Origin of the sequence: Actinoplanes sp. DH11 (assembly GCF_020873875.1) — a bacterium.
In the GTDB taxonomy this organism is placed as follows: Bacteria; Actinomycetota; Actinomycetes; order Mycobacteriales; family Micromonosporaceae; genus Actinoplanes.
In genome coordinates, this window is record NZ_JAHWGU010000033.1 from 42,972 (window position 1) to 60,034 (window position 17,063).

Annotated in this window: 14 protein-coding genes and 1 pseudogene; 9 read left to right on the top strand and 6 right to left on the bottom strand. The window is 71.7% G+C overall.

Translation table 11 applies throughout. The annotated features are described in order from the left end of the window. The first annotated feature begins 1 nt into the window (after position 1). Both LPA41_RS34575 and LPA41_RS34580 read left to right on the top strand, forming a co-directional pair. Positions 2-958, top strand: coding sequence for an acylglycerol kinase family protein (locus LPA41_RS34575; RefSeq protein ID WP_229075429.1), 957 nt, complete (start codon positions 2-4; stop codon positions 956-958). Between the two features lie 90 nt (positions 959-1,048). After that, positions 1,049-2,119 (top strand): annotated as a pseudogene (locus tag LPA41_RS34580) (MinD/ParA family protein); the annotation flags it as partial. Positions 2,120-2,264: 145 nt separating this feature from the next. Here the strand turns inward: LPA41_RS34580 and LPA41_RS34585 are convergent. Beyond that, positions 2,265-2,687 (bottom strand): DUF3151 domain-containing protein, encoded by a 423-nt coding sequence (locus tag LPA41_RS34585; protein WP_229075431.1) that lies wholly within the window; start codon positions 2,685-2,687, stop codon positions 2,265-2,267. A 77-nt stretch (positions 2,688-2,764) separates the two neighbouring features. Next, the gene (locus LPA41_RS34590) at positions 2,765-3,754 is read right to left on the bottom strand and encodes an ADP-ribosylglycohydrolase family protein (RefSeq protein ID WP_229075432.1); all 990 of its coding nucleotides are present in this window, start codon (positions 3,752-3,754) and stop codon (positions 2,765-2,767) included. Positions 3,755-3,830: 76 nt separating this feature from the next. Here LPA41_RS34590 and LPA41_RS34595 point away from each other — a divergent pair, with 76 nt between their 5' ends. Both LPA41_RS34595 and LPA41_RS34600 read left to right on the top strand, forming a co-directional pair. Next, complete coding sequence (locus LPA41_RS34595; RefSeq protein WP_229075434.1) at positions 3,831-5,018, top strand: LOG family protein; 1,188 nt, start codon at positions 3,831-3,833, stop codon at positions 5,016-5,018. A 504-nt stretch (positions 5,019-5,522) separates the two neighbouring features. Beyond that, complete coding sequence (locus tag LPA41_RS34600; RefSeq protein ID WP_229075436.1) at positions 5,523-5,876, top strand: hypothetical protein; 354 nt, start codon at positions 5,523-5,525, stop codon at positions 5,874-5,876. Positions 5,877-6,168: 292 nt separating this feature from the next. Here LPA41_RS34600 and LPA41_RS34605 read toward each other — a convergent pair whose 3' ends face one another. From LPA41_RS34605 to fbaA, 3 genes are all read right to left on the bottom strand, one after another. After that, positions 6,169-6,432 (bottom strand): type IV toxin-antitoxin system AbiEi family antitoxin domain-containing protein, encoded by a 264-nt coding sequence (locus LPA41_RS34605; RefSeq protein WP_229075439.1) that lies wholly within the window; start codon positions 6,430-6,432, stop codon positions 6,169-6,171. Between the two features lie 561 nt (positions 6,433-6,993). Next, positions 6,994-7,392 (bottom strand): hypothetical protein, encoded by a 399-nt coding sequence (locus LPA41_RS34610; protein ID WP_229075441.1) that lies wholly within the window; start codon positions 7,390-7,392, stop codon positions 6,994-6,996. Between the two features lie 226 nt (positions 7,393-7,618). Next, complete coding sequence (fbaA, locus tag LPA41_RS34615) at positions 7,619-8,644, bottom strand: class II fructose-bisphosphate aldolase (RefSeq protein WP_229075442.1); 1,026 nt, start codon at positions 8,642-8,644, stop codon at positions 7,619-7,621. Between the two features lie 157 nt (positions 8,645-8,801). Here fbaA and LPA41_RS34620 point away from each other — a divergent pair, with 157 nt between their 5' ends. From LPA41_RS34620 to LPA41_RS34640, 5 genes are all read left to right on the top strand, one after another. Then, positions 8,802-10,349: a hypothetical protein gene (locus LPA41_RS34620; RefSeq protein ID WP_229075444.1), complete on the top strand. Its 1,548-nt coding sequence runs from the start codon at positions 8,802-8,804 to the stop codon at positions 10,347-10,349. An 84-nt stretch (positions 10,350-10,433) separates the two neighbouring features. Next, the gene (locus tag LPA41_RS34625) at positions 10,434-10,619 is read left to right on the top strand and encodes a hypothetical protein (protein ID WP_229075445.1); all 186 of its coding nucleotides are present in this window, start codon (positions 10,434-10,436) and stop codon (positions 10,617-10,619) included. Between the two features lie 51 nt (positions 10,620-10,670). After that, positions 10,671-12,038 (top strand): 3' terminal RNA ribose 2'-O-methyltransferase Hen1, encoded by a 1,368-nt coding sequence (locus LPA41_RS34630; protein WP_229075447.1) that lies wholly within the window; start codon positions 10,671-10,673, stop codon positions 12,036-12,038. Further along, the gene (locus LPA41_RS34635; protein ID WP_229075449.1) at positions 12,035-14,530 is read left to right on the top strand and encodes a polynucleotide kinase-phosphatase; all 2,496 of its coding nucleotides are present in this window, start codon (positions 12,035-12,037) and stop codon (positions 14,528-14,530) included. Before LPA41_RS34630 ends, LPA41_RS34635 begins: the two co-directional genes overlap by 4 nt. An 85-nt stretch (positions 14,531-14,615) precedes the next feature. Then, complete coding sequence (locus LPA41_RS34640) at positions 14,616-15,665, top strand: DedA family protein (protein WP_308036658.1); 1,050 nt, start codon at positions 14,616-14,618, stop codon at positions 15,663-15,665. 498 nt (positions 15,666-16,163) lie between these two features. Here the strand turns inward: LPA41_RS34640 and LPA41_RS34645 are convergent, their stop codons facing one another. Next, on the bottom strand, positions 16,164-16,931 hold the full coding sequence (locus LPA41_RS34645) for a DedA family protein (RefSeq protein WP_229075451.1): 768 nt from the start codon (positions 16,929-16,931) through the stop codon (positions 16,164-16,166). Positions 16,932-17,063 lie beyond the last annotated feature (132 nt).

A 17,063-nucleotide genomic window follows, 5' to 3' on the forward strand; every position in this document is an offset into this window, starting at 1 on the left:
CATGTTCGACGTGGTGCTCCTCAGCCTGGCCGAAGGATCGAAGGACGCCTGCGGCTCCGGCTGCGGCGGCTGCGGCCCGGCCGCCGCGGCCGCCTGCACGCCGCGAACCCCGGTGCTGGCCTGCGCGGACGTGCTGCGCAAGGCCGGCGCCCGCGTCGAGACCGTGATGGCCGGTTCTGATCAGGAGATTGACGCGGTCCTGGCGCGCTTCGACGGCCCGGCCCGGCCCGACGGCCTGACCTGGCCCGACCCGGACAGCACCATGCGGCTGGTGGTGGCGACGGCCACCGACGGCCAGTTGCGCGCCGTCGTGCGCCGGCTGGTCCGGCGGTACGCTCCGCCACCCAGCAAGCGCCCGGCCGACCTGGACACCGTCCGGACCGTGCCGGACCTGCCGCCGCTGGCCATCCTGCCGCTCGACCCGGGCAACACCGACGACCTCGCAGCCCAGCTCGGTCTGCCCCGCACCCCCGAGGCGGTGGCCGAAGCCGTGCTGACCGGCCCGGTCCGCCGGCTCGACCTGCTGCGCAACGACGGCGGCTCGGTGACGCTTGACGGCGCCCTGCTCGGTGGCGCCGACGACACCGGCCGCGCGGTTCCGTGGCGTGGCCGGGTCGAGGTGGACGACGCGCTGCTCACCGACGGGGAGGAGCCGGTGCTGGCCTGCGCGGTCGGCAACGCCGGTGGTTACGCCGAGTTCGACGGCCTGCGGATGCTCGCCGACGGCGACCCCACCGACGGGCGGGTCGAGGTCGCGGTGGCGGTTCCGGTCGTGGTGAAGCAGCGGTTCAAGGGCACGAGGGTACGCATCGAGGTCCGTCGCGCCCGCGGCCGGGCGGTCTCGGTGCTGCCGCGCGAAGGTGACCTGCAGTTCCTCGACGACGGCGTGGCCGGGTCGACGAGCCGTAAGCGCTCCTGGTGGACCGAGCCCGGCGCCTGGGCGGTGTACGCGGGCTGATCACTGTGCGACTCTGAACGGACATTCCGCCTGTTCGTAGGGGAGGACGCATTCGTGGAGGACGAAGTCACCGAAAAGGACCACGTTCCGGCGGCCCGGGACGCCGAACCGCTCCGGGCCCCGGAGCCGGCGCCACCGGGCTCGCCGTGGTCCCAGCCCTTGCAACGACCCGCACCGCCGGTCGAGGTGAAGGCGCCGCCGTCGCTCGACGAACCCGCCCCGGACCTGGACGCGCCGACCGCCGAGGAGTTCGCTCGCCGCCGGCTGGCCCGTCCGACGCAGCAGACCGCCACCATGGGCGTCCGGGCGATGCTGCAGAAGGGCACGCTGGGCCTGGTGAAGTTGCCGCCGGGCCGGCGTGAGGTCGAGTTCCGGCAGGACGTCGAGACGGTCCGGCGGAACTTCGGCGGGCTGCGGCAGGTCACCGTGGTGAACCCGAAGGGCGGCGCCGGCAAGACGGTGGCGGTCCTGCTGCTCGCGATGACGTTCGGGCAGAAACGCGGCGGGTACGTGCTGGCCTGGGACAACAACGAGACCCAGGGCACCCTCGGGATGCGGGCGCAGCAGGACTTCCACAGCCGCACGGTGCGCGACATGATGCGCGACCTGCACCTGTTCCAGGGGGCGCAGGGCCGGATCGGCGACCTGTCGCAGTACGTCCGCTCACAGGGCGAGGGCATGTTCGACGTGCTCGCCTCGGACGAGTCGGCCACCGCCGGCGAGATGCTGACCGCCGGCGCGTTCGCCCAGATCCGGGACGTGGTCAGCCGCTTCTACAAGCTGATCTTCGTGGACACCGGCAACAACGTCCGGGCGGAGAACTGGCAGGCCGCGATGGACGCCACCGACCAGCTGGTGATCACCATGTCGGCGCGCAACGACTCGGCGGAGACCGCCGCGCGGATGCTCGACCATCTGGAGCAGACCGGCCGGCGCCGGCTGGTGCGGCGGGCCGTCACCGTGGTGACCATGCCGCCCACCCGCAAGGACATCGACCTGCCGGCGATCCAGCGGCATTTCGCGGGACGGACCCGGGTGGTGCTGCTGGCGCCGTACGAGAAGCTTGTCGACTCGGGCGAGCCGCTGCGGTACAGCGCCCTCTCGGCAGGCACCCGGGACGCCTGGCTGAAGATCGCCGCCTCGGTCGCCGAAGGGCTGTGAGCGCGGCGTAAGCCGCCGCGCGGCGCAGAGTTATGAGCCCGGCGCAGGCCGCCGCGCGGTGAGCCAGACGCGGGCTGCCGCGCGGCGCAGGACAGGCCGCAGGGTCGTGAGCCCGGCCCGGGACCGGCCGGGCTCACGACGTCGGTCAGGTCAGGGCGTCGGCGGCGGCGGGGTCGCTGTCGCGGAGGAACTGGGCGCACCGGGCGGCCTCGTCGGCCTCGCCGATCGCGGCGGCGGCCAGCGAGAGGGTGTGCAGGCAGCGCAGGAAGCCCTGGTTGGGTTCGTGCGACCAGGGCACCGGGCCGTGACCCTTCCAGCCGTTGCGGCGCAGGGCGTCCAGGCCGCGGTGGTAACCGGTGCGCGCATACGCGTACGCCGTGACCGGCTCACCGGCGGCGAGCGCACCGGCGGCCAGGGGCGCCCAGGCGGCACTGTAGGCGGGGAACTTGGCGGCGACCGCCTTGTAGGCCTCGGCGGTGCCGGTGGCGGCCGCGTCGGCGAGGGCTTCGTCGGCCACTGCGTCGGCGGGCAGTCGGGTGGCCGGCGGCTCGGGAAGGAGGTTCTGCATGACCTCATTCAACCGGTCCGGCGAGGGTTAATTCCGCTCCGCCCGGCGTTTCGCGCGGGGAATCGCCGGGCGGCCGGTCAGTCCCAGGCCTTGCCGAGACGGAACAGGCGGTCCGCGTACTCGATCTGGGTCTGCCACTCGGCCGGCCACGCGCTGAGCCCGAGCGACGCGCCCGCGAAGGCACCCGCCAGGCAGGCGATCGAGTCGGAGTCGCCGGACGAGGCCGCGCCCCGGCCGAGGACCGCGACCGGCTCGTCCGGCGAGATCAAGTAGACGTAGAGCGCCGTCGCCAGCGCCTCCTCGGCGATCCAGCCGGCGCCGGTCGCCAGGCACGGGTCGCCGTCGTGGTCGCCGGCCGCGAGCGCCGTCGCCACCCGGTCCAACGCGACCGCGCACTCGTCCCAGCCGCGGGCGATGAACTCCTCCGGCGACGTCACCGAGGGTTGCTGCCAAAGATCGCCGAGCCAGTCACCGTGGTAGACCTCGCGCTGCTCCGCGCAGCGCTCCCGCAGGGCTGCGAGCAGGCGATGCGGCTCCAGGCCACCCCGCAACCACCAGCAGGCGTACGCGGTGAGCTCACTCGCCGCCAAGCCGGTGGGATGACCGTGCGTGAGGGCCGCCTGAAGCTGGGCCGCACCGGAGCGCTGCTCGTCACTCAGCCCCGGGACCAGGCCGATCGGCGTGACCCGCATGTTCGCCCCGCACCCTTTCGACCCCGTCTGAGTGGCCTGCACCCAGGGTCGGCCGTCGGCCAGGGCCGCGCAGGCCCGCAGGCAGGTCATGCCCGGGGCCCGGTCGTTCTCCGGGCTGGCCGCCCACTCCAGGAACCGGCGCCGCAGCACCGGTTCGAACGCCTCAGGCGTGAGGTCACGGACCTCGAGGAGCGCCTCACCGACGGCCAGCCCCATCTGGGTGTCGTCGGTGACGAGCGCCGGCTCGCCCTCGAGCTGACGTGGACCGCCCGGGCCGTAACGGGCGACGATCTCCGCGTACGGCCGGAACTCGGTCGGCTTCCCGAGCGAGTCCCCGTACGCCAACCCGAAGAGCGATCCCGACGCAGCACGCATGCGACAACTCTAGGCAGGCCGTCAACAAGGCGGACCCGGCGGACCGGTGTGGTCGGGCACGCGCAAGATGGACCACATGCCCGATCCGTTACAGCCCGTCCTCGGCGGCGACGAACCGTTCGACGCGACCGAGTCCGAGGTCGAGTCCCGCGCCGAACTGGACGCCCTGCTCACCAAACACACCCTCGCCGGCCTGGTGGTCCTCGGCCTGCGCCTGGACCGGGACCCGCCCGACCTGTCCGGCGTCGACGTGCACGACACCCTCTTCGTCGGCTGCGAGTTCACCGGCCCGGACGTCGAGACCGACCTGATCCGCCGTGGCGCGCACGTGATCCCGGCGTTCGACGGGCGGCCCTACCCGACTCATCCGGCCGTCCTCTACACACCCGAGGACCTGTCCGCCGGTTTCGCCGACTCCGGGTTCGCCGGCATGTACGACACCCTCGTCTACGACCACTTCGTGGCGCACGGCGGAGCGGTACCGGACGTGCGGGAGGCGCTGGCGCAGCGGCTGCACGACGCCGGCATCGACAACGCCCTCGGCAAGGCGCTCGCGGCGTGGGCTTCGGTGCACGGCCACGAGGGCGCGGTCGGCATCATGGGCGGGCATGCGGCACCCCGTGGCTCGTCGGCCTACCGGATGGCGGCCGAGCTGGCGCAGCGGCTGGCCGGCGCGGGCCGGCTGATCGTCACCGGCGGCGGGCCGGGCGTGATGGAGGCGGCGAACCTCGGTGCGTACTTCGCCTCCCGTGACGCGGACGAGCTGGGCGCGGCGATCGACCTGCTCGCGGCGGCACCGCACTTCGACGACCACGAGCCGTTCACGGCGGCGGCGCTCACCGTGCGCCGGACGTACCCGCTGCCCGAACTGGATCTGGCCGGCAAGCTCAAGCACGGCGGTCTGGCCCTGCCCACCTGGCTGTACGGGCACGAACCGGCCAACCTGTTCGCCGGGCAGATCGGCAAGTACTTCTCCAACGCGGTCCGGGAGGACTCAATCCTGCGGCTGGCCCGGGGCGGCATCGTGTTCGCCCCCGGCTGGGCCGGCACCGTCCAGGAGATCTTCCAGGCGGCGACGAAGACGTTCTACGCCACCGACGGGCCGTCCGGGGCGTACGTGTTCCTCGGCGCCGAACACTGGTCGGCGCTGCCCGTCGCCGACCTGCTGCGCCCGCTGCTGGCCCGGTCACCGCACGGCGACCAGTCCGGCCTGATCGTGGTCACCGACTCCCTGGACGAGGCGATGGCGGCCCTGGTCGGCTGAAGTGGCGGCGATCCCGCACACTGCCGGTCATGGCGGTCGTCTGGTAGTCATCTTCGCGGTACTGGCCGCCTTCGTCGCTGTCATGGCCGCCGCGGCGAGGCAGGCGGCGAAGCAGCGCCCGGACCGACCAGGCCGCTCCCCGAGCAACAGCGGGTCGACGCTGTCGTACCTCGGACCGGTGGACTCCGGCGGCCACTCGGATCGGGGCTCGGATCCGGGTCCGAGGTCCACCACCGGCCCCGGCTCCAGCTCCAGCTCCGGCCCGGATTCCGGCTTGGACGCGGGAGGCGGCGCCGGGCCGGGAGGCGGCTCGGAGAGCGGCTCGGGAGGCGGCTCGGAGAGCGGCTCGGGAGGCGGCTCGGAGAGCGGCTCGGGAGGCGGCTCGGAGAGCGGCTCGGGAGGCGGCTCGGGAGGCGGCTCGGACGGCTGGAGCTTCAGCTGGGACTGACCCCGTCGCCGGACCCGGCGAGGCGAGGGTGGCCCTGGTCGGGTGAGGTGGCGGTGATGCCGCACACTGCGGTCATGGTGAGCTTCGTGGTCGTCTTCTTCGCGCTGGTGGCTCTCTTCGTCTTCGGGATCATGGCCACCGCAGCGGTGCTGATCTTCCGAGCCGTGAAGCGGGGCCGCGATTACGGTCCGATCCGGCACGGCCGTTCCCGGCACCACGGTTCGTCGTGGTCGCACGGCGGGTCGTCGCATGGCGGGTCATCGGATTCCGGGGCCGTCCAGGACTACTCGGACTCCGGTTCCAGCTCCGACGGCGGCTGGGGCGGCTGGGGCGGAAGCTCCTCCGACTCCGGCAGCAGCGGCGGCGGGGACAGCGGCGGAGGAGGCGGAGGCGGCGGAGGAGGCGACTGATCCGCTCTGTCGGACAAAGGATCGGCCCTGCCTCGAGTCTGGCGCCGGCGCGCTCCTGCACCGACGCGGCGTGTACGACTGCCCTGGGATGCCGCCGCTCGGTCGATCGCCGCGCCCGGTGCACCACGATGCCGGGGGCCGCATGGGGACGGCGTTCGGCGGGCACCAGCACGAGGATCGCACCGGCCCTTCCTCGACCAGCCCGAGCACCTCGGCCACAGGAATCGGCCGCAGGACTCGGCCGCGGAGCTGGACCGCAAAACTCGCCGCGGAGCTCGGCCACAGAGCTCGGCTACAGAGCTCGGCCACAGAGCTCGGCCGCGGAGCGGTGCGACAGCAGGGCGCCCCTACCAGCCGAAAGCATCGCCGCCCAGCGCATCACCGGCCGCGGCACCTCACCGGTGAAGGTGGCGTAGACGCCCCGGTACAGCCGAGGCCACCGCCCCGACCGGTGCAGGTTACGGATGGTGTCGGCGCTCAGACCGGCCTGCCGCGCCTGCGCTGTGGTGATCACGCCACGCTGACGGCGCTTGATGTCTTCGAGGTTTGCTGCCATGCGAGCGAGGTTCCGCCCCGGTAACCGAGATCGCCACGTGGTCTGTGGAGAGGCGGGGAATGTGGACAACGCTTACGTGGAGTCTGGTGGGTGTCATAGGCCCCACTACCAACCACAAACCCCTTCCTGCCCTCCCCACCGCACTCCAAGATCGCAGCGCGGGGTGGGTGAGGCGGCGCGCGCTGGGAGGCGGCCCACGTTTGGGGGCGGCCCACGTGGGGGGCGGCGCAACTGGGAAGCGATGCCCTGGAGCGACGCGCGCTGAGACCGGCGCACGCTGGGACCCCGCACTGGGCGCGAGGCGCACGCTGGCGCGACGCGCTCAAACCGGCACACGCGGAGACCCGCGCGCGCTGGACCCCGCACTGGGCGCGAGGCGCACCCTGGCGCGACGCGCTCAAACCGGCACACGCGGAAACCCGCGCGCGCTGGACCCCGCACTGAGCGCGACGCGCACGCAGAGAGCGGCACCCCCAGAAAGCCGCACCCCCAGATAGCCGCACACCCAGAAAGCCGCCCAGTCGGGCGACGCCCGCTCGGGGCACCTGCATGGACCCGGCCTCAGGCCACGTGGACCCGGCGCCAGTGCACTGCCGGCAGCTCGGCCTCGGGCACGTCGGTCAGCCCGTTCTCGTCCATCGCGTTGTAGATCGCGAGGCGCGCGCCGTCGAAGAGGAACTCGACGGCGTGCAGCACTCGCGGCCGCCAGTCCGCCGATGTGGTCCGTTCGATGATGTTCACTGCCCGCAGTGGACGGCCCCGGGCTCGGCGCAGGGCGGTGTGCGGGTCGGCGCGCCAGTCGAAATGTTCGTACCAGTCGACCGGCTGCGCCATGTCGATCTGATCCCAGGTTATCGCGCACTCGTCGAACTTACGGTGCGTGATCTCGACGCGACTCAGTCCGAAGTCGAGGATGACCGGGCCGTCGGCGAACCAGCCGCGCTGGGCGACGTCCCACATCAGCCAGCTTGATCGCAGTCGACGGCCGATGAGCCGCACGAACATGTGTCGATGAGTCGCGGCGAGGGCCTCGGCATCGTGATGCCACTCAGGTTTCCAGCCCTCGATTCCGAGCACGATCACCGTCCCGCCGATCTTGACGTTCGATCGTACCCATGCCGCTGTGTCACGGCGCAAGACAACGACGGCCGGTCCCCGCCATCGGGGACCGGCCGTCGCCGATCGATTACTTCGAGAGAGTGGTTCCGGTCGAGCGGAGGTGCTCGCACGCCTCGACGACGCGCTTGGCCAGACCGTTCTCGGCGAGCTTGCCCCAGGCGCGCGGGTCGTACGCCTTCTTGTTGCCGACCTCGCCGTCGATCTTCAGGACGCCGTCGTAGTTCTTCATGATGTGGTCGGCGACCGGGCGGGTGTACGCGTACTGCGTGTCCGTGTCGATGTTCATCTTGACCACACCGAAGTCCAGGGCGCCGTGGATCTCGGAGAGCAGCGAGCCCGAGCCACCGTGGAAGACCAGGTCGAACGGCTTCTCCTTGCCGTACTTGGCGCCGACCGCCTCCTGGATCTCCTTGAGGATCTCCGGACGCAGCTTGACGTTGCCCGGCTTGTAGACGCCGTGCACGTTGCCGAAGGTCAGGGCCGTCATGTAGCGGCCCTTCTCGCCCAGGCCGAGCGCGGCAGCGGTGGCCAGGCCGTCCTCGACAGTGGAGTACAGCTTGTCGTCGATCGCGGCGGAGACGCCGTCCTCCTCGCCACCGACCACGCCGACCTCGATCTCGAGGATGATCTTCGCAGCCGCGGCGTCGGCCAGCAGCTCCTCAGCGATCTGGAGGTTCTCGTCCAGCGGCACGGCCGAGCCGTCCCACATGTGCGACTGGAACAGCGGGGCGAGGCCCTTGGCGACGCGCTCCTTGGAGATCGCGAGCAGCGGGCGGACGTACCCGTCGAGCTTGTTCTTCGGGCAGTGGTCGGTGTGCAGCGCGATGTTGATCGGGTAGTTCTTCGCGACCTCGGTGGCGAACTCGGCCAGCGCGACGGCGCCCGTGATCATGTTCTTCACGGTCGGGCCGGAGACGTACTCCGCGCCACCGGTGGAGATCTGGATGATGCCGTCGCTGCCGGCCTCAGCGAAGCCCTGCAGGGCCGCGTTGAGCGTCTGCGAGGACGTCACGTTGATCGCCGGGTAAGCGAACGCGCCGGCCTTGGCGCGATCGATCATCTCGGCGTAGACCTCGGGGGAAGCGATAGGCATCAGGCGCTCCTTGCTCTTGGAACGGGAAGCAGAGGGCAGGACCGCGCTGTCCTCCAGCAGGCAGTATTCCGCAGTCGCCCTGCGTAGCGGAAATCACCCCGGAACTGGGACCGCTAATCCGGCACATCACACCTAAAGGACGAATAACCTTCGGATCATGTCCGCACTTCCCGGGCGGCTCGTGACCACCGCGTCCGCGATCCTGCTCGCCGTGGGTTGTTGCCCGGTCCCGGCCACTGCCGCACCGGCACGACCCACCATCACGGCCTATTTCCCGCAGCTGACGCTGACACCCGGCGGCGAGGCCTTCGAACCGGGCCTGTGGGCCTCGATCGTCACCGGCGAGGACGACAGCCCGCTCGCGACCATCCGCTACGTCGTCGACTTCAGCGACGTCACCGGTTTCGCCGACGTCGAGCTGAGCGAGGTCGTGGAGAGCGGCTACCTGCGTGACGACATCGCCGTCCGATCCGCCGGCGGCGCGACGAGTTCGGCGGCGCCGGACGAGGGCTGCCGGGCCGGCGGCGACACGTTCACCTGCACCACCCGGCAGTACGTGGGCGGCATGACCCCGCTGCTCGCACTGGCCTTCTTCCAGGTCACGCCCAAGCCGGGCGGGGTCGCCGGTGACTCCGGCACCGTCCGGGTCACCGCGTCGGTCGACGACGGGCCGGAGAGCACCGCGGAATCCCTGATCCGGATCGGCGAGGGTGTGAACCTGGCCGCAACCGAGGCGGCGCCCGTCGAGGCGGCGCCCGGTGCCGAGGTCCCGGTGGACACCCGGGTCCGCAACACCGGCAGCACCGTCGCCGACGGCGTGACCCTCTACCTAGGGGTGCGCCGCGAAGCGCTGGTGCCGACCTCGTACCGGAACTGCGTCTACAGCGTGGTGGTCTTCTGCACCTTCGACACGCGGATCCAGCCGGGGTCGACCTACGCGCTCACCGAGCCGATCCGGCTGCGCACCCCGGCCGACTCGATCGACGGCAGCGTCCTGGACGCCGAGCTCGCCTGGACGACCGCGACCGAGTGGGAGGACATGGTGGCCTCCATGCCGATCGACCGCCTCCTGCCCGGCGCCGAACCCGGCACCGGCGGCGAGCTGACGCTGACCGAGGTCGTCGCCGCGGCCGGCACCCCGCAGGTCGAGCTGGAGCCGGACGACAACTCCACGGCTTTCACGCTCACCGTGACCGGCGGCCGGACCCCGGACCTGGCCGCGATCGGGACCGAGGTGAAGGGGCGGACCGGCGAAGAGGTCGCGCTGCGGGTGGGCCGGGTCAACAACGGGCCCGGACGCCTGCACCCGGAGCTGTTCGACAACAACCTGCTGCCGATCGTCGTGGAGCCGCCGCGCGGCACCCGGGTGGGCGGTGTCGACGGTGACTGCGAAGGGACGGGCACCGACGGAAACTTCTACTGCTACACGAACACCGCGCTGGCACCGGGCACGCGGGAGCATCTCGAGTTCACCCTCGTGGTGCAGGAGAAGCCGGACGAGGCCGGGCAGGTCCGCGCACCGGCGCTCGCCGTTGACCCGCGGCCGAAGAACAACACCGCCCCGCTCGTGGTGACCGTCGCCGTCGGGGACGACGATCTGCCGATCACCGGGCCCGGCGGGCTGCTCGCCGCCGGCGTCCTGCTGCTGGTGGTGGGCGGTTTCGGCAGGTGGCTGGCGCGGCGTCCGGCCGTACCCCGCCGGTGATCTGATGGCTCGTGCCGGTTTGTGCGGCATCTTCGCGGGGGAAGCCGCACCATGGAACCGGCGACTAGCGAGGGGGAGCCGAGCATGACGCACCCGAGGGACCAGATCGACCTGGAGACGCCCGAGGTGGATGCGGCGGAACAGTCCATGAGCGCCGTCCCGAGCTGGCAGGACCACGAGGACAGCCCGGTCCCGGCGGTCGCCGAGGCCAACGAGTGGGACGCCCAGGAGCAGGGCCGGATCGTCGAGTTCGACGACGACTACCGCTGACCGGCCACAATTCGATCGCCGGGAGCGGCGCGGGGCTGACACGATCAGTGCGTGCTGCTCACTGTGACGACCACACACCGGCCCGCGACCGATCTCGGTTACCTGCTGGTCAAGCACCCCGAGCGGGTGCACTCCTTCGACGTGCCCACCGGTACGGCGTACGTCATGTACCCGGAGGCGACCGATGATCGGTGCACCGCGGCCCTGCTGCTGGACGTCGATCCGGCGCGGTTGCGAGCGCAGCGGGACGCCTTCGAGCTGAGCCAGTACGTCAACGATCGCCCGTACGCCGCTTCCAGCCTGCTGGCCGGCGCGCTCGCGAAGGTGTTCCGCAGCGCCCTCCGCGGTGCCTCCAAGGACCGCCCGGAGCTGGCCGCCGTGCCGATCCCGCTGGAGATCCGGGTCCCGGTTCTGCGCGGCACCACCGAACTGGTGACCCGTCTGTTCACCCCGCTCGGCTGGGCGGTCGACGTGACGCCGATCCCGCTGGAGCCGGAGATCGGCGGCGACAGCCGGTACGTCGATCTGCGGCTCACCGGTGAGCTGCGGCTCGCCGACGCGCTCAACCACCTTTACGTGCTGCTGCCGGTGCTCGACGACAGCAAGCACTACTGGGTCGCCCCGGACGAGATCGAGAAGCTGCTGCGCTCCGGCGCGGGCTGGCTGGCCGAGCATCCGGAGAAGGTGCTGATCGCCCGCCGCTACCTGGCGCACCGCAGGTCCCTGGCGACCACCGCCCTGCAGCTGCTGGAGACGGACGACGAGCCGGCCACCGAGGAGGACGCCGAGCTCCCGGTGCCGCGCCGGGCCCCGCTCGCCGAGCAGCGGCGGGACGCGGTGCTCGGCGCGCTGGCCGAGGTGGGCGCCACCCGCGTGCTGGACCTGGGCTGCGGCGGCGGCGCCCTGCTCACCGCGCTGCTCAAGCAGCGCGCGATCACCGAGATCGTCGGGGCCGACGTCTCCAGCCGCGCGCTGGAGCAGGCCGCCCGCCGGTTGCGGCTGGATCGGCTGCCGGACCGTCAGCGCGACCGGGTGAAGCTCATCCAGACTGCCCTCACCTACCGTGACGACCGGCTGCGCGGGTTCGACGCGGCGGTGCTGATGGAGGTCATCGAGCACGTCGACCTGCCCCGGCTGCCCGCGCTGGAGGCCTCCGTCTTCGGGCACGCGCGACCGGCCGCAGTCGTGGTGACCACGCCGAACGTCGAGTACAACGTGCACTACGAGGGCTTGACCGGGATGCGGCACTCGGACCACCGCTTCGAGTGGACCCGCGCCGAGTTCACCGAGTGGGCCGGCCGGGTCGCCGCCGAACACGGCTACACGGTGACGGTGCGTGGTGTCGGCGAGCCCGACGAGACGACCGGCGCACCGACCCAGCTCGCCCTCTTCACGATCGGCACGGAGGTGTCCGCATGATCATCGACGTTCCCGACCTCGCCCTCGTCGCGCTGGTCGGCATCTCCGGGTCCGGCAAGTCGACGTTCGCCCGCAAGCACTGGAAGAGCACCCAGGTGCTCTCGTCGGACTTCTTCCGCGGCCTGATCGCCGACGACGAGAACGACCAGTCGGCCTCGGCGGACGCCTTCGACGTGCTGCACTACGTGGCCGGCAAGCGGCTGGCCGCCGGCCGGCTCACCGTCGTGGACGCCACCAACCTGCAGACGCATGCCCGGGCCGGGCTGGTCAAGGTCGCCCGCGAGCACGACGTGCTCCCGGTGGCGATCGTCCTGGACGTGCCGGAGTCGCTGGCCTGGGAGCGCACGGAGGCCCGCGAGGACCGCACATTCGGCCGCCAGGTGATCACCCGGATGCACCGGGACCTGCGGCGGTCCCTCAATCAGCTGAGCCGGGAAGGATTCCGCAAGATCCACGTGCTGCGCGGCACGGAGGCGATCGAGGCCGCCGAGGTCCGCTACGAGAAGCTCTTCAACGACCGGCGCGACGAGCACGGGCCGTTCGACATCGTCGGCGACGTGCACGGCTGCCGCGCCGAACTGGAGGTGCTGCTCGGCAGGCTCGGCTGGGACCTGGTCCGCGACGAGCAGGGCCGGCCGGTCGACGCGGTGCACCCGGAGGGCCGGACCGCCGTCTTCGTCGGCGACCTGGTCGACCGCGGCCCGGACTCGCCCGGCGTGCTGCGGCTGGTGATGGGCATGGTGGCGGCCGGCCACGCGATCTGCGTGCCGGGCAACCACGAGAACAAGCTGGCCCGCAAGCTCAACGGCCGCAACGTGCAGCTCACCCACGGCCTGCCGGAGACGCTGGAACAGCTCGCCGCCGAACCCGACGAGTTCGTCACCGAGGTGAAAACGTTCATCGAGGGCCTGGTCAGTCACTACGTGCTCGACGACGGCAAGCTGGTGGTCGCGCACGCCGGGCTGAAGGAGGCGTACCAGGGGCGGGCGTCCGGCCGGGTGCGCAGCTTCGCGCTCTACGGCGAAACAACCGGCGAGACCGACGAGTACGGCCTTCCCGTCCGCTACCCGTGGGCCAAGGACTACCGCGGGTCGGCCGCCGTCGTCTACGGCCACACACCGACACCGGAACCGGAGTGGATCAACAACACGATCTGCCTGGACACCGGCTGCGTCTTCGGCGGCGCGCTCACCGCGCTGCGCTGGCCCACCCGCGAACTGGTCGCGGTGCCCGCCGCGAAGGAGTACTACGCACCGGCCAAGCCCTTCGCCGCCATTGCGGCGAAACCCGACTCGGGCCTCGACATCGCGGACGTGACGGGCCGCCGGCACATCGATTACGGGTACGGGCGGACGATCGTCCCCGCCGAGAACGCCGCCGCCGCCCTGGAGGTGATGAGCCGGTTCGCCCTGGACCCGGAAACGCTGGTCTGGCTGCCGCCGACGATGGCGCCCTGCTCCAGTTCCACCGTCGACGGGTACCTCGAACATCCGTCTGCGGCCTTCGCCGACCTGCGAGCCGCCGGGGTCGGCCGGTTGGTGTGCGAGGAGAAGCACATGGGCTCGCGGGCCGTGGTGCGGGTCTCCGCCGCCGGGTCCGGTGACGCGATCTGGACGCGTACCGGCCGGCCGTTCTTCGGGCCCGAACTGGACGAGCCGCTGCTCGCCCGGGTCCGGTCCGCCGCCGCGCCGCTCTTCGCCGACCTCGGCACCGACTGGCTGCTGCTCGACGCCGAACTGCTGCCCTGGTCGGCGAAGGCCGGCTCGCTGATCCGCGACCACTACGCCGGGGTCGGCGCGGCCGGGCGGTCCGCCCTGCCGGCCGCGCTCGACGTGCTGGATCGGACGGCGGCGCGGGGTCTCGACGTGACGGCGCTGCGGGACCGGCTGGAACTGCGGTCGGCCGAGATCGACGGCTACTCGGTGGCCTACCGGTCGTACGTGAAACCGACGGACGGCCTCACCGGTGTCACCCTGGCGCCTTTCGCGGTGCTGGCCGGCGCGGGTGCCGCGTACACCAGGAAGGACCATGACTGGCACCTGGCGCTGGCGGACCGCCTGGTCGCGGCAGACCCGGAGATCTTCACGCCGACCCGCCGGATGATCGTCGACCTCGACGACCCGGTGTCGGAGGCCGCCGCCACCGAATGGTGGCTGTCGCTGACCGCCGCCGGCGGCGAAGGCATGGTGGTGAAGCCGTGGGCCGGCCTGGCAGCGACCGACGCGAAGGGCCGCCTCGTGCAGCCCGGCGTGAAGTGCCGCGGCCGGGAGTATCTGCGGATCATCTACGGCCCGGAGTACACCCGGCCGGAACAGCTCACCCGGCTCCGCGGCCGGAACCTGGGCCGCAAGCGGTCGCTCGCCCTGCGCGAGCACGGGCTGGGCCTGGCCGCCCTGGACCGGCTGGCCGAGGGTGCCGCGCCGTGGCGGATCCACGAACTGGTCTTCGCCGTTCTGGCCGCCGAATCGGAGCCGGTCGACCCCCGGCTGTGACCGTCCGATCACCGCTCGGATTACTTCTCGGTGCGCAAGGTTTCCCGGGGTACCGGCCTTGAACAGGCCGGTACCCTGGCTCCTCGTGGAAATCCATGCGCTCACCGAGCAGCTCGCTCTGAACCCGATGGACCCGAAGGACCTGCTCTCGGCCTTCGGCGTGCCAGGCGTTCTGGCCATCCTCTTCGCGGAGACCGGCCTCCTGGTCGGCTTCTTCTTCCCCGGGGACTCCCTGCTGTTCCTGGCGGGTGTGGCGGCCTCCTCGGTAGCCGACTCGATCTTCGACACCAAGCTGTCGATCGCCGCCCTGCTGATCGGCGCCCCGATCTGCGCGATCATCGGCGCCCAGCTCGGGCACTGGCTCGGCGCCAAGTACGGCCGCCGGATGTTCGACAAGCCCGAGTCGAAGCTGTTCAAGAAGGAGTACGTCGAGAAGGCGGAGTACTACTTCGAGAAGTTCGGCCCCGCCAAGGCGGTGGTGCTGGCCCGGTTCATCCCGATCGTCCGGACCTTCCTCAACCCGGTCGCGGGCACCCTCGGCATGCCGGCGAAGCAGTTCTTCCTGTGGAACGTGGTCGGCGCCATCCTCTGGACCGACGGCATCATCCTCATCGGTTACCTGCTGGCGCAGCGCATCTACGACGCCATCGGCGACCAGATCGACCACTACATCCTGCCGGTGGTCGCGCTGATCATCGTGATCTCGGTGCTGCCGATCTTCATCGAGATCCTCCGCGAGCGGAAGCACAAGAAGGTCGGCAAGTCGGACGGCCCCGAGCCGGTGGAGGCCTTCGGCGTGGTCGCCGCGGCAAGCGTCGCCGGCATCGCGGACGCCGCCCACGACGAGATCCACCCGCATCACCAGCCGGTTGCCGCCCCGCACGGCGGTCAGACCCAGCAGGGGTACGGGCAGCCGCCGCACCAGTACGGCCAGGCCCCGCACGCGCCCGCCCAGTACGGGCCGGACCGTTACGACGAGCCGACCGGCCAGTACGGTGGCCAGCTTTTCCCGCCGCAGCCGCAGAACCAGGGCCAGCAGCCCGGCCAGGCCTACGGCCAGCCGTCCGGGCACGTCTACGGTCAGCCCGCGCAGCAGCCCCCGCAGTACGGCGACGACCAGAACTGGCCGCGCTGACCTTCACCCGGTGCTGAGCCGGCCCCGCCTTCCCCAGGCCGGGCCGGCTTTTCCGTCCCCACAGCTCAGCACCACCCCGCAGGCGCCGCGCCCGGTCACCGTCCAGCCGGCGCGGCCCGCGCACCGAACCCGCGCCCTCCCGGTGCCGGCCCGCGCCGCCAGGTTCCAGTCCGCGTCCAGTGCCGACCCGCGCCCGGTTCCGGCAGGCGCCCGATTCCGGCCTGCGTCCCCAGGTTCCGGCCCCAGTGGCGCCGGCAGGGCCGCCCCTGGCGAGATGTTGATCTGCTAGCGCTACGAAATCGCTGTGATCATGGGGTCAAAACCGCGATTTCGCACCGCTAGCAGATCAACACCGCCGCGCGGACGACCGCAGCGCCCCTTGTCGAGAGACCGCAACAGAGCCGAGGGGAAGCAACACCACGCCGCACCCTCTGCCTCGCCCGCCGCACATCCCGGTCACCGCCGGCCACCGCACACCCCGGTCACCGCACACCCCGGTCACTGCCGGTCGTCCCGCACCCGGGCCACGCCGCGCGCCGGGTGCCGGCCCGTCGGGTACTCGTTCGGGTGACCCAGGCCGTCGAAGTCGGGCGCCGGGCGGCCGTCCACGTCGGCCTCGGCCGGGTCGACGCCGGCTGCGGTCGCCCGTTTCCGGGCCAGCACCCGGCGGACCACCAGGAAGATCACGAAGGCGACGCCGAGACCCAGCACGATCTTGCTGACCGGGCTGAGGTAGCCCTCGACCTTCTCCCAGTTGTCGGCGAGCAGCCAGCCGGCACCGATCAGGGCGGCGTTCCAGATGCCGCTGCCGATGGCGGTGAAGAGGACGAACTTGCTCAGCGACATCCGCGCGACGCCCGCCGGGAGCGAGATCAGGCTGCGGACGATCGGCACGCACCGGGCGGCCAGGACCAGCCAGGTCCCGTACTTCTCGAAGAGGGCGTAACCCCGCTCCACGTCCGCGCGGGTGGCCAGGACGAACCAGCGCTTGCCGGCCAGCGCGTGCAGCCGGTCGTATCCCAGCAGGGCGCCGACGTAGTAGAGGACGAGCGCACCGGCCAGCGCACCGAGCGTGGCGGTCGTCCAGACGGCGAAGACGTTGAGATCGCCGTCCCGGGCACGGAACCCGGCCAGCGGAAGGATCAGCTCCGAGGGGATCGGCGGGATGACTGTCTCGAGGAAGAGCAGCAGGCCGACGCCTATCGCACCCAGCGCATCGACCAGCCGGAAGACCCAGTCACTGATCCAGTCGGTGATGCCACCCATGCAGAAATCGTCTCCTCGAGCGGATCGGTGGACGCGCAGACCAATTCGCCGCCGAGGGTACGGGCGCGAGCTAGAAAAATCCTGTGAATCGTCTGTGCCGGCGGCAGGTGGGCGCGACCGGCCCGCCTGCCG